General features: G+C 61.0%; 11 protein-coding genes. All 11 read right to left on the bottom strand.

Annotated features, from left to right (window positions below):
- Window positions 1-5 precede the first annotated feature (5 nt).
- The 11 genes from BN5935_RS05610 to BN5935_RS05560 all read right to left on the bottom strand — a co-directional run bounded on the left by BN5935_RS05610 (window position 6) and on the right by BN5935_RS05560 (window position 15,158).
- Window positions 6-1,541 carry a YifB family Mg chelatase-like AAA ATPase gene (locus BN5935_RS05610; RefSeq protein ID WP_064975253.1) on the bottom strand — a complete coding sequence of 512 codons (1,536 nt, stop codon included), beginning with the start codon at window positions 1,539-1,541 and terminating at the stop codon, window positions 6-8.
- Window positions 1,542-1,553: 12 nt separating this feature from the next.
- A complete protein-coding gene (dnaB, locus tag BN5935_RS05605) occupies window positions 1,554-3,113 on the bottom strand; it encodes a replicative DNA helicase (protein WP_064975252.1) in 1,560 nt (519 codons plus the stop codon).
- 133 nt (window positions 3,114-3,246) lie between these two features.
- Window positions 3,247-3,969 carry a ComF family protein gene (locus BN5935_RS05600; RefSeq protein WP_064975251.1) on the bottom strand — a complete coding sequence of 241 codons (723 nt, stop codon included), beginning with the start codon at window positions 3,967-3,969 and terminating at the stop codon, window positions 3,247-3,249.
- Window positions 3,953-6,211: a replication restart helicase PriA gene (gene priA / locus BN5935_RS05595; protein WP_064975250.1), complete on the bottom strand. Its 2,259-nt coding sequence runs from the start codon at window positions 6,209-6,211 to the stop codon at window positions 3,953-3,955. Before priA ends, BN5935_RS05600 begins: the two co-directional genes overlap by 17 nt.
- Window positions 6,211-7,104 carry a YitT family protein gene (locus BN5935_RS05590; protein WP_064975249.1) on the bottom strand — a complete coding sequence of 298 codons (894 nt, stop codon included), beginning with the start codon at window positions 7,102-7,104 and terminating at the stop codon, window positions 6,211-6,213. The genes priA and BN5935_RS05590 overlap by 1 nt, the downstream gene beginning before the upstream one ends.
- Before the next feature lie 12 nt (window positions 7,105-7,116).
- Window positions 7,117-8,082 (bottom strand): tRNA modification radical SAM protein MnmL/YtqA, encoded by a 966-nt coding sequence (locus tag BN5935_RS05585; RefSeq protein ID WP_064975248.1) that lies wholly within the window; start codon window positions 8,080-8,082, stop codon window positions 7,117-7,119.
- A gap of 2 nt (window positions 8,083-8,084) precedes the next feature.
- Window positions 8,085-9,305 (bottom strand): DNA/RNA non-specific endonuclease, encoded by a 1,221-nt coding sequence (locus BN5935_RS05580; RefSeq protein ID WP_235821029.1) that lies wholly within the window; start codon window positions 9,303-9,305, stop codon window positions 8,085-8,087.
- Window positions 9,306-9,316: 11 nt separating this feature from the next.
- Window positions 9,317-9,769, bottom strand: coding sequence for a D-aminoacyl-tRNA deacylase (gene dtd, locus BN5935_RS05575; protein WP_064975246.1), 453 nt, complete (start codon window positions 9,767-9,769; stop codon window positions 9,317-9,319).
- 14 nt (window positions 9,770-9,783) lie between these two features.
- Entirely contained in the window at window positions 9,784-10,470 is a 687-nt protein-coding gene (locus BN5935_RS05570; protein WP_064975245.1) for an RluA family pseudouridine synthase, read from the bottom strand.
- An 8-nt stretch (window positions 10,471-10,478) separates the two neighbouring features.
- Window positions 10,479-10,934, bottom strand: coding sequence for a cytidine deaminase (locus BN5935_RS05565; RefSeq protein ID WP_064975244.1), 456 nt, complete (start codon window positions 10,932-10,934; stop codon window positions 10,479-10,481).
- A 237-nt stretch (window positions 10,935-11,171) separates the two neighbouring features.
- Complete coding sequence (locus BN5935_RS05560; RefSeq protein WP_064975243.1) at window positions 11,172-15,158, bottom strand: hybrid sensor histidine kinase/response regulator transcription factor; 3,987 nt, start codon at window positions 15,156-15,158, stop codon at window positions 11,172-11,174.
- Window positions 15,159-15,294: the final 136 nt, after the last annotated feature.

The raw sequence follows: 15,294 nt of genomic DNA, 5'->3' as shown, positions 1-15,294 counted from the left end.
TTTTTTTAACGTCCCCAGTTACCCCGGTCCAGCGACCGGTAGTTGATCGCCTCGGCGATGTCCGCCTGAACGATGGCGTCGCGTCCAGCCAGATCGGCGATCGTGCGCGCCACCTTCAGGATGCGGTCGTAGGCCCGCGCCGAGAGCGACAGCCGTTCCATCGCCCGCTCCAGCAAGGCCGCCGAAGCCGCATCGAGACGGCAGTATTCGCGCAGCATCGCGCTGTTCATCATCGAGTTGGCATGCACACCCTCCGCATTGCGGAAACGCGCCGCCTGCACCTCCCGCGCCCGGATGACCCGTTCGCGGATCGCCGCGCTCGGCTCGCCCGGAGCCGTCGCCGACAACTCCTGCGGAGCCACGGGCGTCACCTCGACATGCAGGTCGATGCGGTCCATCAGCGGCCCCGAAATGCGGCTCATATAACGGTGTACCGACCCCGGCGAGCAGGTGCACTCCTTCGTCGGATGGTTGTAATAGCCGCACGGACACGGGTTCATCGCCGCGACGAGCGTAAAATTGGCCGGGTATTCGACGCTGTATCTGGCCCGCGAGACCACCACGCGCTTCTCCTCCAGCGGCTGCCGCAGGACCTCGAGCACGCTGCGGCCGAATTCGGGCAGTTCGTCGAGAAACAGCACCCCGTTGTGGGCCAGCGACACCTCACCCGGACGGGGCGACTGCCCGCCGCCGATCACGGCGACCTGCGAAGTGAGGTGGTGCGGGGCCCGGAACGGCCGCCGGGTCATCAGTCCGCCCGTCATGCCGCCCGCCACGGAGTGTATCTTGGTCGTCTCCAGCGCCTCCTCGCGCGTCAGCGGCGGGAGGATGGTCGGCAGGCGTCGTGCAAGCATCGTCTTGCCCGAACCCGGGGCCCCGATCATAATCACATTGTGGCCGCCCGCAGCAGCTATCTCCAGCGCCCGCTTGACGTGCGTCTGGCCCTTCACGTCGGCGAAATCTTCGGCATAACGCGATGCCGCTATTTCGAACGGTTCATCGTCGGCAGGCATCGCAGGAGCGATCTCCGCCTCGCCGTTCAGGTAGGCGACGACCTCCCGGAGCGTGGTGACGCCGATCGTTTCGATACCCTCCACGACGGCTGCCTCGGCAGCGTTCCCGGCCGCCAGCACCAGCCGCCGCAGCCCTTCCGAACGTGCCCGGACCGCCAGAGGCAGCACGCCCCGCACGGGTTTGACCGAGCCGTCGAGCGACAATTCGCCGACGAACATCGTGCCGGCGACCGCTTCGGCGTCGATGCGGCCCATCGCCGCGAGAATCCCCACGGCGATCGGCAAATCGAAGCCCGAACCCTCCTTGCGGAGATCGGCGGGCGCCAGATTGACGACGATCTTCCTGCCCGACATCCGTTCGCCGGAGTTCTCGAACGCCGCACGGATGCGCTGTTCGCTCTCCTTCACGGCATTGTCCGGCAGTCCCACGAGGTAGAGCCCCAGACCGCCGCCCGTGATGTTGACCTCGACGGTCACCGCCACGGCATCGATCCCGACAATAGCCCCGGCATAAGTACGGACAAACATATTCGCCGGTCTTTAAAAAGGTGCCTCGTCGTTGAGATTCGCCGAACGGTTGACGTCGAACTCGCCGCCCATCGCCGCACCCAGTCCCGAGGCGGGAGCAGAAATGCCGTTCGAACCGCTGGCATAGTCGTCGTAGGCCTGCTGGCTGTCCGACGCCTGTGCGGGCGGAAGCATCGAATCCTCCATGTCGGCGAAACGCGCCTGCTCCTTGAGGAAGCGCAGGTTCACATCGCACACGGCGCCGTTACGGTGCTTGGCGAGGATGATCTCGGCCATACCCGCCGTGGGCATGCCGTTCTCGTCCTGATTGATGCCGTAATACTCCGGACGGTGGATGAAAGCCACGATGTCGGCGTCCTGCTCGATGGCGCCCGACTCGCGGAGGTCCGAAAGCTGGGGACGCTTCGAGCCGCCGCGCATCTCCGTGGCACGGCTCAGCTGTGAAAGGGCGATCACCGGCACGTTCAGCTCCTTGGCGATGGCCTTCAGGGTACGCGAGATGAAGGCCACCTCCTGCTCGCGGTTGCCTTTCGTATCCTGGTTGCCGGTCATCAACTGGAGGTAGTCGATGATGATGATTTTGATGTCGTTGTGTATCTTCAGCCGGCGGGCTTTCGAACGGAATTCAAAGACCGAAAGAGCCGGGGTGTCGTCGATGAAGAGCGGCGCCTGTCCCAACGGCTTGGTCGCCGACTCGAGGTGACGCCACTGCTCGGGCGTCAGGCGGCCCGACTTGACATCGTTGCCCGAAAGACCCGTCTCGGCAATGATCAGACGCATCATCAACTGCACGGAGGACATCTCGAGCGAGAAGAACGCCACGCCCTGTTCGTGGTCGACGGCCATGTTGCGGGCCATCGAGAGCACGAAGGCCGTCTTACCCATCGAGGGACGTGCGGCGACGATGATGAGGTCGGACAACTGCCAGCCCAGCGTCACGCGGTCCAGAGCCATGAAACCCGACGGCACGCCGCTGAAGGCGCTGGTGTTCTTCGACGCCTCCTCGATCTGCATCAGCGCACGGGCCAGAATGTCTTTCGACGACTGCACCGAACGCTTGACGTGTCCTTCGGCGACCTTGAAGATCTCGCCTTCGGCATAGCCGATCAACTCCGTGACATCGGTCGATTCGTCGTAGGACCGTTTCTGGATCTCCGTCGCCGAGCGGATCAGCTCCCGCTGGACGTATTTCTGGGCGATGATCTTGGCGTGAAACTCGACGTTGGCCGCCGAACCGACCTTCTGGGTCAACTGCGCGAGGTACGAGGCGCCGCCCACCTTCTTGAGCTCCTTCTTGACCTTCAGCCGCTCGGTCACGGTGTAGAGGTCGATGGGTTTGAGCTCCATCGACAGTTCGTTGATCGCCTTGTAGATCAGCCGGTGTTCCTCGGTGTAGAACGCCTCGGGGGTCACATACTCCTGCACGGAGATGATGCTGTCCTTCTCGAGCATCAGCGCGCCGAGTACGGCCTCCTCCAGTTCGATCGCCTGCGGGGGTACGTTGCCGACGGTGTCGGTCATCGCTTCGAATGCCTCCCGGTTGCGGGAGGAGGGGGTAAAATCTTTCGCCATGAATTTTTATCGGATTCTTTCAAAGGTCAAAAGTAGCGATTCGGCCGGACATATCAAAACCGCCCGGCAAGAGTTTTTCGACAAACCCGTGTTAATAACACGGGGCCCCGGCAGGCGGCCGCCGACGGGGCATTTACTCCTTCACGCCCATTTCACGGCGCGAGACGGCGAAGACGGCGATGCTGACGCGGCAGCCGGGTGCGGCGCGGAGGATTTCGGCGGCGCACGCGAGGAGCGTGTTGCCCGTGGTCATCACGTCGTCGACCAGCAGCACATGCCGCCCGGCGAGCCGCTCGGGGTGGCGGACCGCAAAGGCTCCCTCGACATTGCGGGCCCGGTCGCGGTGGGACTGGAGAGCCTGACTGGGCGTATTGCGCCTGCGGCGGACACTGCGGCGGTCGACCCCGACGCCCAGTTGCGAGGCGATCCCTTCGGCGAGATATTCCGACTGGTTGTAACCCCTCCGGCACCGCCGGAAAGGATGCAGGGGCATCGGGACAACGACATCCACATCGTCGTAAAGCCCGCTCTCCCGGAGGTGCCGCCCGTACCACGCGCCCATCTCCCGGGCCGTGCGCCACGCACCGTGGTATTTGAAGCCGTGAATCAACCTCCGCCAGCCGCTTGCATGGACGAAGAAGAGGAACCCCGAGGCCCGCTCGACGGGCACCAGCCCCCAGCATTTGCGGGCGACGGGGTTGTCGGCCTCGTTCCAATATCCGGTCAGGGGCGCCGTGGCGCGGCAGAAGGTGCAGACCGTCCGTTCACCGCGCGCAAGCGGCTCCCCGCAGACCGCACAGCGGGCCGGAAACAGCAGCGACGCGACATCGTGCGCGAGATCACTGAGGATCGACATTGACGACGACGGTAACGGCCTTGAAAGCCGGATTTTCGGAGAAAGTTTTCAGCTCGGCGGCGAGCAGTTCACGGGCGCGGGCCGACGAAGCGCCGCTCTCTATCTTCAGAAGCAGCCCCGCGAGGTATTCGCCGCGGATGCGGTCGACGGGCGGAGTCATGGGCCCCAGTACGCGGCGGCCGAAGCGGACCCGCAGGCACGCGGCCAGCTCCATGACTCCCTGCCGCAATAGCGCGGGGTCGCGGTGGCGCAGCATAAGCGACGTGACCCGCGCATAGGGCGGATAGAAAAAGGCTTCGCGTTCAGCGAGCTGGGCACGGGCCATGGTCTCGAAATCGCCCGCCACGACCTGCCGGATGACGGGGTGCCCCGGCTCGGAGGTCTGAACCACCACCTCGCCCCCTTCCGAGCGGCGTCCGGCACGGCCCGCCACCTGCATCATCAACTGGAAGGCCCGCTCGGCGGCCCGGAAATCGGGATTGTTCAGCAAATTATCGGCATTGAGGATACCCACCAGCGAAACGCCCCCGAAGTCGAACCCCTTGGTAATCATCTGCGTGCCGACCAGAATGTCGGTCTTGCGGGCTTCGAAATCGGCGATGATGGCGTTGAAGGCCTTTTCGGAGGTCACGCTGTCGCGGTCCAACCGCGCGATACGCGCTTCAGGGAAGATTTTGGCAATCTCTTCTTCGACTTTTTCGGTACCGAAGCCCATCGGGATCACATCCGAGACCTTGCACGAGGGGCATTTCGCCGGAACCGGAGCCGTATAGCCGCAGTAGTGGCAGACGAGCTTCTGCCCGTTCTTGTGGTAGGTCAGCGTGACATTGCAGTGGGGACAGCGGGCCGTCCAGCCGCATTCGGAGCACTCGACATAGGGCGAGAAGCCGCGGCGGTTCTGGAACAGCATCACCTGTTCGCCCCGGTCGAGGGCTTCGCCGATCTTGTCCAGCAGGAGTTTGTTGAAATGGGCCTTGCGCTCGCCGCGCTTGGCGGCCCGCAGGGTGTCGGACACGAGGATCTCGGGCGGCCGGGCATCGCCGTAACGCTCCGTGAGTTCCGCCCGGCCGTACTTGCCCGACGCGGCGTTGAGCCACGTTTCGAGCGACGGCGTGGCGCTGCCCAGCAGCGTGCGGCCCCCTACCAAACGGGCCATCACCACGGCGCAGTCGCGGGCATTGTAGCGCGGCGCAGGCTCGGTCTGCTTATAACTGGCGTCGTGCTCCTCGTCGACGATGACCAGTTGCAGCCGTTTCAGCGGCAGGAAGATCGACGAGCGGACCCCGACGACGAACTCGCCCCCTTCGGAGCGGTTCAGCCGCAGGTAGGTCTCCATGCGGCGGCGGTTGGTGAGTTTCGAATGGTAGGGTGTGACGCGGCTGCCGAAAATGCGCTCCATACGCGCGATGAGCTGGGCCGTGAGGGCGATCTCGGGAACCAGCAGCAACACGTCGCCGCCCCGTGCCAGCACCTCGGCGATCAGGTGGATATAGATTTCGGTCTTGCCCGAGCCGGTGATCCCTTGCAGCAGGGCCGTGGTTTTCCCGGCGGCAAACTCCCCGCGCAGCGCATCGAGCGCCGTCTGCTGGTGGGCGGTGAGCTCCGGCAGGCGGAAGGCCGAGCCGCCGCGCTCGACGGTGCGTTCGCGCTCCGTGCAGACGATCAGTTTCTTGCGTTCAAGGGCATGCAGCACGGCGTAGTCGGCCCGGAGCAGGCGGCGGGCCACCTCGCCCGTCGAGATGCGCGTTTCGTCGCCGGCCGCGGCCAATTCCAGCAGCGCTTCGTACTGTCTCGGGGCGCGCCGCTCGAGCTTCTCGCACGCCTCGTGGAACGCCGCCTCACCGTGCAGTTCCGGGGCCAGCGCCACATAACACTCCGTCCGGGGCCGGAATTCGTCGTCGGAGAACTCCTCCTCCGTGTCGCCCGAGGGCTTCATCAGCGCCGGCAGCGCCACGCGCATCACCTCGCCCACCGAGCACATGTAGTACGCGGCGATCCACTCCCAGAGCGACATCTGCTGCGCCGAGAGCAACGGGGCGTCGTAGAGGACGCGGTGGATGGATTTGATGCGTTTGAAATCGGGCTTCCGGTCGTGGACCCGCCACACGATACCCGTATAGAATTTGCGGGGGCCGAACTGCACCGCCACAGCCTGCCCGGCCACGACCTCCGTCCCCTCGGGCACGGCGAACGTATAGGCCGGCTGCGCCAGCGGCAGGACTATGTCGGCATAGCGGAGCATCAGCCCTTCCCTATCGCCTGAAATCCCTTGCCGTAGACGCCCATGACCGAACCGACGGTCATAAAGGCGTCGGGATCGATGGTCTTGACGAATTTCAGGATCATCGCCGTCTCGCGCTTGCGGCAGACGACCATGACGATCTTCGAACGCTCCTTCGAATACCATCCCTGCGAGTCGATGAGCGTGACCCCGCGGTGTATGTTGTCAACAATCGCTTGGGCCATCTTTTCGTAGTCGTGCGTGACGATGAAAACCTGACTCGACTGCTGGTTGCCCGCCATGATCAAATCGACCGTATAGCCCACGACAGCCGTCATCACATAGCCGTAGATCACGGCGCTGATGCCCATGCCCACGAGCAGCGAAGAGCCGATGATGACGAAATCGGAGTAGATGAGTATCTTGCCATAGCTGACCGTGCGGTACTTGTTGATAACCATCGCCACGATGTCCGTGCCGCCCGTCGAACCGCCCTGCGTGAAACACAGCGCGATGCCGGCACCGGCCAGAATACCGCCCAGCACGACCGCCAGAAGCGGCTCGATGCCGAGGAAATTGCCTTCGGGAAGCGCCTCCTGCCAAAAGTTCATGCCCAGAGAAATGACCACCACGCAGAAGATGGTCTTGAGGCCGAAATTCCACCCCACGATGAAACCGGCCACGAGCAGCAGGACGGCATTGATGATGAAGACCATCGTACCGATCTGCAGGTCGATCCCCGCCGCCGAAAGGGCCTTGCACAGCACGAGCGACAGACCTGCCGCGCCGCCGCCTACACCGCCGGCCGGAAGGATACAGCCGATCCAGCCGAAAGAGTACATCAACATGCCGACGGCCATCAGAATATACTCCTTGACAGGCTTCAGCACGATATCCGGGGAAATGGATTTCATAGCGATGGTTTTTTATTCAAAGTTATTTTCGGCGAAGATAGTAAAAAATTCGCCTTGATAGACATTGCGTTCCTCCAATCTTTTCTCAAGCCGGGCGAGCAGTTGCTCGTTGCGTATCAGCCCCCAGTTGCGGCCGTAATGGTAGCGCGGAGGCGCCTCCGAGGCGAAGCGTTCGACGACCAGATCCGGACGCAGGCGGCGGAGGATTTCGACGAACAGGTCGATGTACTCGTCGGGCTCCCAGAAGCGGAAACGCCCGGGATCGGCGTCGTACTCGGCGGCCATCGGCGTCGAGCGGAAGACCTGCAGTTGGTGGAACTTCACGGTCGTGAGCGGCAGGGCGTTGATCCGCGCGGTCTGCGCCAGCAGCATCTCGTCGGTCTCGCCCGGAAGCCCCAGTATGAAGTGCGCCCCGACGGGCAGCCCCCGCTCGGCGGTCATCTCCACGGCCCGGCGGGCGCAGGCGAAATCGTGGCCGCGGTTGACGGCCCGCAATGAGGCGTCGCAGGTGGATTCGATGCCGTATTCGAGGGCCACATAGCGGTCGCGGGCCAATTCGGCGAACCAGTCGAGTTTCGCCTCGTCCACGCAGTCGGGGCGCGTGCCGACGACGATGCCTGCCACTTCGGGATGCGCCAGCGCCTCGCCGTAAAGCTCTTTCAGACGCTCCAGCGGGGCATAGGTGTTGGAAAACGACTGGAAATAGACCAGATATTGCCGGGCCGTACGGTAGCGGTTGCGGTGGAACTCGATGCCCTCGTCGATCTGCTGCCGGATGCTCTTCGCAGGGGTGCAGTAAGAGGGTGTAAACGCCCCGTTGTCACAGAACGTACACCCTCCTTTTCCAACAGTGCCGTCGCGATTGGGGCAGGTAAAACCCGCATCGACCGAGAGTTTCTGAACCCGGCCGCCGAACATCCGGCGAAAATAACCCGCATAGGAGTTGAACCGCCGCCCGTCGCCCCAAGGATAGATCATCGCTATATCTTATTCCAGAAAGCGGCGTCGAGTTTCTCCTTCGGCGCATTGGGAACGTTGGTAAAGAACGACAGCTTCGTCTTCTCCTCGATCCACGCCACCGACTTGATGAACTGCGACGGACTTGCGCCCGAATAGGCCTTATGCTCGAACCAATAACCCGCACATTCAATTTCATCAGCCGAAAGCTCCCAGAGCGGCCTGCCCGTATTACCGCTCTTCGAACGAATCAGCACCTTATAGAAATGCGTCGGCACGATGACCGTCTTCTGCGGATTGGAATTATCCTTGCAAGTCGTATTTTCATTGGCGAAATAGGCCCCCGTCACCATATAGAGCGTGTCGGAACAAATCATGTTATGACACTTCTTTTCGAACGTCGCCCAAATACCGCCATTGAATCCGTTCTGAATTTGCGGCGACATATTCGTATAGTAAAAAGTCTGTTTATTGGTCGCCTTGTCCGACTGCCGGTCATTCGACGCAAGCATATGGCCGCGCGAGAAACTGCCGTCGCCGCTGGCCTTATACGAGGAACTCAGATCGGGCTGAACAAAAGCAGGAATGGCAGGATCGAATTTCCAATCCTGATTCTGTCCGCCGGCAGTACCCTTCGTATAGCTCTCGTGCATCGGATAGGCCACCCAAATCGGACCGCGCATATCCTTGCTGTAACAGACCGAATAATTGCGGCCGCCCGGCGCACCGTTGCAGTAGTGGGCCGCATAGTAATAGTCGTCGGGACGATCCTGAACGGCAGGCAATTCCGCCCATCCCGTATATTTGGTCAGTCCGGAATCGGGATCGGGATCAGGGTCGGGCCCCGGACCGGGATCATCACCGCCTTTGCCGGTCTCGAATGCGGCCGAGACGCTTCGAGTGCGCCCCATCGGCAGTTCGGCATAGGCATAGAAAACGTAGGTCGTCTCGGGCTGAAGGCCGCTCACCCGGGCCGACAGACGGTTGCCGTCGACCGTGACATCCGTATAGTCGACGAACTCGTCGAGCCCCGCGTCGGTCAGCGCCGCGCAGGAAAATCCCGCGCCGAGTCCCTCCAACACCCCGTCGCCGAAGCGCGTGAGGCAGGTCAGGGAGACCGTCGTGCCGTCGACCGAGGATTCGGGCGCGAGGAACCAGTCGTTCCCGTTATCCGTCTTTTCATCCCCGCAGGCGACAAAGGCCACGGAAAGGGCCGCAATCAGAAGCGCAAAAATCTTTTTCATCAGCATCGCGTTTATTCTTTGTGTTTCGAATCCATCCAGATCGTCACCGGGCCGTCGTTGACCAGCCCGACCTGCATGTCGGCCCCGAATTCGCCCGTGGCGACCTCCCGCCCCAGCAGCTCCGCGACACGGGCCGCAAACTGCTCGTAGAGGGGCCGTGAAACGGCTTCGGGAGCCGCATGAATATAACTCGGGCGGTTACCTTTGCGTGTAGAGGCCTGAAGCGTGAACTGGCTCACGACCAGCACTTCGCCGCCGGTCTGCACGACATCGAGGTTCATCACCCCGGCCTCGTCGTCGAAGATGCGCAGCCGCGTCAGTTTCCCCGCGAGGTACTCGATGTCCTCCGCGCCGTCGTCGTTCCCGACGCCGACCAGTGCCAGCAGTCCGGCGCCGATCCGGGAGCGGACTTCGCCGTCGATGGTGACGGATGCGTGTTTCACACGCTGGATCAGCAGTCGCATACCACAAGGCGGGGTTACAGGTTTTCGAAATAGGCCCACAGGTTGTCGCCCGCAGGCACGGGAGCCATGACCGAAACGGGCTCACGCCGCACGGGATGTTCGAATTCGACACGGCGCGAATGGAGCGAAATGCCGCCCCCGGGCAGAGAGCGCCGGGCGCCGTATTTCAGATCGCCGCGGATCGGACACCCGATCTTCGAGAGCTGGGCCCGAATCTGGTGGTGGCGGCCCGTCAGCAGTTCGACCTCCACGAGCGTATAGTTCGTGCCCGCCCCGAGCGTCGCATAGCGCAGGCGCGCCTGCTTGGCATCGCCCTTCGGAGCGTCGTAAGCCCGCGAACGGTTGGTCTTGCCGTCGCGCAGGATATAGTGGCACAACTCGCCGCTCTCGGGATCGGGCGTGGCTTCGGTCAGCGCCCAGTAGACCTTATGGATACGGCCTTCGCGGATCATCTCGTTCAGGCGAACCAGCGCCTTCGACGTCTTGGCGAAAAGCACGACACCGCTCACCGGACGGTCGATGCGGTGCACCACGCCGAGGAACACCTCGCCGGGTTTCGCGTCGCGCCCTTTGATGAAGGCCTTGATCTGGTCCTCCAAAGCGCTTTCGCCCGAAGGATCGGGCTGCACCAGATCGCCGCAGTGTTTGTTGACGATCAGCAGGTGATTGTCCTCGTAGAGTATATCGTCGGGAGTGAACATCGCAGGTATTACAGGATAAAGGTGAATGGCAGCAGCCGCGAAGCCGAATCGAGCACCGTCGCCGTGCCGTGGCCGCTCATGATGACCCGCATCGGCGAGCCCTGACGGCGTTCGACGTCGACCATCACCTGCCGGCACTGGCCGCAGGGATAACACTCGCGCTCCGAGGGATCCGAGGCGATGGCCAGCGTCTCGATCGGATCGTCGGCGTAGTTGGCCTGAGCGTAAAACAGCAGCGTCCGCTCGGCGCAGAGGCCCGCGGGATAGACTTCGCTTTCGAAATTGCTGCCGTAGAGAATCTTTCCGCTGCGCAGCCGCGCGGCAGCTCCTACATGGAACTTCGAGTAGGGCGCATGCGCATTGGCCGTGGCGCGTCCGGCCTCGGCGACCAGCCGGCGGTCGGCTTCGGGAAGCTCCGCGAGCGCCGCATAGTGTTCATAGTCGAAACAAAACTGCTTTTCCATAACTCCTCCTTTTTTACAGGGGTGAATTACAAAGATAATGAAACTTTGCGATTTTTCCCGCATCCGTTTCGGTTTATTAACCGTTTTTTTCGGTCGTTATCGTTCTTCATCCTGACCAACAACCCGCAGGAATCGCCGGTGACACCATGCCCGGCGACGGATACGACATCGGGATTGAATTGCTCCGGGTCAGACCGGTCCCGGTCCCTCTCTTCTGGGCTCCGGACCACCGCCCCGTCACTCGGTCGCATCGGTCGCAAATTTCTTCGGAAGTACGCCGAACTGCTTCTGGAAACACTTTGCAAAATAGGACGTGGAGTTGAACCCGACCATGTAACAGACTTCGTTGATGTGGTAACGCTTGTCCCTGAGCAGCCGGGCCGCGGTTTTCAGCCGTTCGAGCCGCAGGTAGTCATTCGGAGTCATATCCAGCACGCCCTTGATCTTGCGGTAGAAACTCGCCCGGCTCATGTGTACCATCTCGGCGATATCGTTGATCTTGAACTCGGGGTCGCTGAGGTTGGCGTGAATGATCTCCTGAAGCCGGACGATAAAATCCGTATCCGCCGAGGAGGTCGCCATGGTATTGGCCAGCACGAGGGGATTTTTCGAGAAAGCCTCGCTCAATTTCTGCCGGTTCTTGATCAGGCTGGCAATCACCGACAGCAGATAATTCGATGAAAAAGGTTTCTCGACATAAGCGTCGGCCCCGGCATCCATGCCCGATATTTTCGAATGGAGGTTCGTCTTCGCCGACAGCAGAATCAGGGGTATGTGACTGTAACGCAGATCGTTCTTAACCCGCCGGCAAAGTTCGATACCGTCCATCCTTGGCATCATGATATCACTGATAATCAGGTTGATGAAATTCTTTTCCAGCAGTTCCAGCGCCTCGACGCCGTTCTCGGCCGTGAACACCGAATAGCTTTCCGACAACTGCCGCCTGATGAAGGCGCACATCTCGGGATTGTCCTCGACGACCAGAACGCTGTAAGCCTCCCAACCGAAATCGCCCCGCTCGTCGATAACGCTCTCGGAATCCTCCTCCGAAACAACCTCCCCGGCACACTCCGCCGCCTGTCTGCTGAGCGGGAGTGTCAGCACGAACACATTCAGTTCCCTATCGGCGCCCATCGCCAACGTACCGTGGTGCAGTTCGGCCAGCGAACGCGACAACGCCAGTCCGATGCCCGTTCCCGTCGATTCGTCCTTGCGGGCATGGCGGAAAAACGGGGCGAAGATAGCCTCACGCATCTCCGGAGGCACGACCTCGCCGTCGTTGGTCACCGTGATCCGGAAGGCGTTGTCCAGCATCGCCAGTTCGACGCGGATCATCGTTTCCGAATATTTCAAGGCATTGTTCAGCAGGTTGCTCAGAATCTTGGTGAAGGCTTCGCGGTCGATCTGCGCATAGGCCTCCACACCGCCCAGATCCAGTTCAAAGGTTTTGTGCTGCTGCTTGGCCGAAGAGCTGAACCGGTAGAAAGTCTCTTCGACGAGGTCCGAGACGTTCTGCCGGGTCAGGTTGAGCGACAAATGCTCCTTCTCGATCTTCTGGAAATCCAGCAACTGGTTCGTAAGGTCGAGCAGACGGTTGGTATTGCGATCCATGACGATCAAATCCTCGGCCATGTCCCGGTCCATCGACTGCTTGGCGAGGATGTTCTCCAAAGGTCCTTTGATCAGCGTCAGCGGCGTACGGATCTCATGCGCGATATTGGTGAAAAAGCTGATCTTGGCGTTGTAAAGCTCCCGCTCCTTTTCGCGCTCGAAAGCCTGTATGTGCTGCTGCTGACGACGGACGTTGCGGCGGGTGTGGTAAAGCCCGACCAGCACGAACACACCCAGCGCGAGCAGCCCGTAGACGACATAGGCCGCCACGGAGAGATAGAACGGCGGCGAAACCTCAATGAAAAGCCGCTTCTCGATTCCCGCATCCGCATCGCCGGAACCGGCCGGGAGCCGCACCCGGAAGCTGTATTTACCATAGGGGATTTTCGAATAGGTGATCGTGGCGTTCCCGGGCGTGTACTGCCGCCACTTGTCATCGAAGCCCTCGAGTTTATAGAGCAGGCGGTCGGTCTGCTGCTCGCGGTAGCTCAGGGCGGCGATCTGCAGCACCAGAGAGTTCTGGTTGTATTTCAGGCGGATCGAATCCGAATAGATGATGCTCTTGCGCAACGGAGAGTTCCGGGCCCCGACGACGATCTTTTCGTCGAGCAACGAGAAATCCGTGATGTAGATCGGCGGCACATAATCAGTCTTGCGGCCCAGAAGCGTCTCGGGATTGAAGGAAACCAGCCCTTCGATACAGCCGAAATAGATGGTTCCGTCCGGAGACTTGTAGCCCGACTTATAATTGAACTGGTTGCTCAACAGGCGGTCGGTCACGGTGTAGACCCGCCGGACACGGCCCGCCCGGGGATCGAACGCTGCCAGCCCCCGGTCGGTCGTGATCCAGAAGCAGCCTTGGTCGTCCTCGATGATCTGGAAAACGACATCGCTGGGCATCCCGTCGAAAGTCCCGTAACGGACGAAGGCGTTCCGGACCGGATCGAAACGGCAGAAGCCCGAGCCTTCGGTAGTGAGCCATATCTGCCGGTTGCTGTCCTCGAAAACGCTCGTGACATTATCATAGGGCAGTGAGTTCGGATCGTCGGCGTCGTGCAGGAACTGCATCCAGACATTGCTGCGGACATCGTAGCGGTAGACGCCGTTGGACGAGGTTCCCACCCACAGGTTCCCGTCCGAATCCTCTCGAATGTCGTGAACCATCTTGCCGCCGTTGATCTCCGGAACATGCAGAAAACGGTCCGTCTCGCGGTTATAATACTGAAGTCCGTGCATGGTTCCCACATAGATACGTCCGCTGTTGGTCTTGTAGAGCGCGAAGACGTAGTTGCTGAACAGCCGCCCCGGCTTGTTGTCGTTATCGTATTTACGGATGCGGCCCGTTTTGGTGTCGATCACCCGGATACCTTTCGAAAAAGTGCTCACCCAGAGGTTATCCCCATCCATCAGCAGTCCGTGGACGTTGGTAAACTCCCGGCTCGGGGCGAAGAAACCGAACGAACGGGTCGCGGGATCGAACGTGTAAAGCCCGGCGTCCTCCGTGCCGATCCAGAGCCGTCCGTCGCTGCCCGGGCAGATTTCCCGCACGCGACGCCCCCGGAGGCTGTGCGGATCGTCGGTGTGGTAGTACTTTTCGAAATCGGAATTCCGCTGAGGCAGGTAGTTGATGCCCCCGAAAAAAGAACCGATCCACAACCCGCCCTCACGGTCCTTGCAAAGCGAGTAAACGGCGTTATCCGAGAGCGAATAGGGGTCGTAAGGGGAACTTTTCAGATGCTGGTAGCGCCGGGTGCGGATGTTGTAAACGACAATGCCCGACTCGGTTCCGATCCACAGCTCGTCGGGCGAATACGGCAGGATATGCCGCACGAACAGCGGCGCATCGGGATTATCCGACAGCCGCAGCCGGGTGACCGTCCCGGTGACGAGGTCCACTTTCACCACACCGTGTTCCTCCAGCCCGAGATACATTCCGTTGTAGTCGCTCAGGCAGATGAAAGAGATGATATCCTTGGGGTAAATCTCCTGCCCGCCGGCGTCGAGGAACGGTTTTACGTTCCGAAACAGGTCTTCGGTGTAGTAAAGTCCGCCGCCGTAGCCGGCGAACCAGATGACCCCGTTCTTGTCGACCGCGAAGCTGCGCAGCGGTTTCCGCGGTTTGTAACGGCTCACGACCTCACGGGTCTGCGGGTCGCAGCAGAAAATGTCACTGTTCTCCACGACGATCCAGACACGACCGTCCCTGTCGCATTCGAGGATCGAAATGGGCTTGGTGACCAGCTTCCCGTCGGCGGCGTAGAGCGGCACATCGGAGAAGTTCTCCGTCACGGGGTCATAAACATAAAGTCCCGAGTCCGTGCCGACCCAGATCTTGTGGTCGTGGTCCTGAACAAGGCATTTGATCAGGCTGTTCCCCAGTCCGGTAGTGAGGCGGGGATCGTGCATGAAAGTCTTGAACGACTTTCCGTCGTAGCGGCACAGACCGTCCTTCGTGCCGAACCACATGAAGCCTTTGTCGTCCTGAATGATCGAGGTAACCGTATTCTGCGACAAACCGTCGTTGATGTCCAGCCGGTCGAAATGGATCGACTGCGCACGGCTCAGGAAAACGCCGCAGCAAAGCGCAAAAACAAGCGGGTAAAATTTTCCCATACGATGTTTAGGTTAGCAGAACAAATATATAGAATTTAAATTACAAAAAAGCATTCCGCAGACACCACGGCAAATGAGCTTTCCTACATAAACAACTAACAAACAGCATATTGCGAAACAGAGCCAATTCATTTCC

It is taken from the genome of Alistipes provencensis (genome assembly GCF_900083545.1).
Lineage (GTDB): Bacteria > Bacteroidota > Bacteroidia > Bacteroidales > Rikenellaceae > Alistipes > Alistipes provencensis.
The sequence above is the reverse complement of the archived record's forward strand: the minus strand, read 5'-3'. Positions and strand labels throughout refer to the sequence as shown.